Below are 693 nucleotides of genomic sequence, written 5' to 3' on the forward strand. Positions count from 1 at the left end.
TTAAAAACTTGCCGAAAAACAGCAATATCAGCCCGCAGAGTCGCTCTCCAGATTATCCATTCAAATATTATCTCTGCCCCGGATGAATTACGTGAACAGCTCAGAAATATGACGCGCATGCAGCTCATCAGGACCCTGGGTTCCTGGAGACCTGATGCCAGTGAATACCGCAATGTAACCAACGTTTATCGCATTTCATTAAAGTCCCTTGCCCGACGCTATCTCGAGTTACATGACGAAATCGCTGATCTGGATGTCATGATTGCGGCAATTGTCGACGAGTTGGCACCTGAGCTGATTAAACGTAATGCTATCGGATACGAAAGCGCTTCACAGTTGCTGATCACTGCCGGAGACAATCCTCAACGGTTAAGATCAGAATCAGGATTTGCGGCACTGTGTGGTGTCAGCCCGGTCCCCGTTTCTTCTGGAAAAACGAACCGTTACCGACTTAATCGTGGTGGAGATCGTGCTGCAAATAGTGCACTTCACATCATCGCCATCGGACGCTTACGAACTGACGCAAAAACAAAGGAATATGTCGCCAGGCGTGTAGCCGAAGGACATACAAAAATGGAAGCGATACGCTGTCTAAAGCGATATATCTCCCGCGAAGTTTACACGTTACTGCGCAATCAAAACAGGCGGATCAACAGTATCCCGATAACAGCTTGACTCTTAGAAGGGCGTCCA

At 47.9% G+C, this 693-nt stretch carries 1 pseudogene; it reads left to right on the forward strand.

The window, feature by feature from the left end:
• Window positions 1-675: pseudogene (locus tag BV390_RS30400) on the forward strand (IS110-like element ISEc21 family transposase); the annotation flags it as partial.
• Window positions 676-693: the final 18 nt, after the last annotated feature.

It is taken from the genome of Klebsiella sp. YJ (genome assembly GCF_002108615.1).
Lineage (GTDB): Bacteria > Pseudomonadota > Gammaproteobacteria > Enterobacterales > Enterobacteriaceae > Klebsiella > Klebsiella planticola.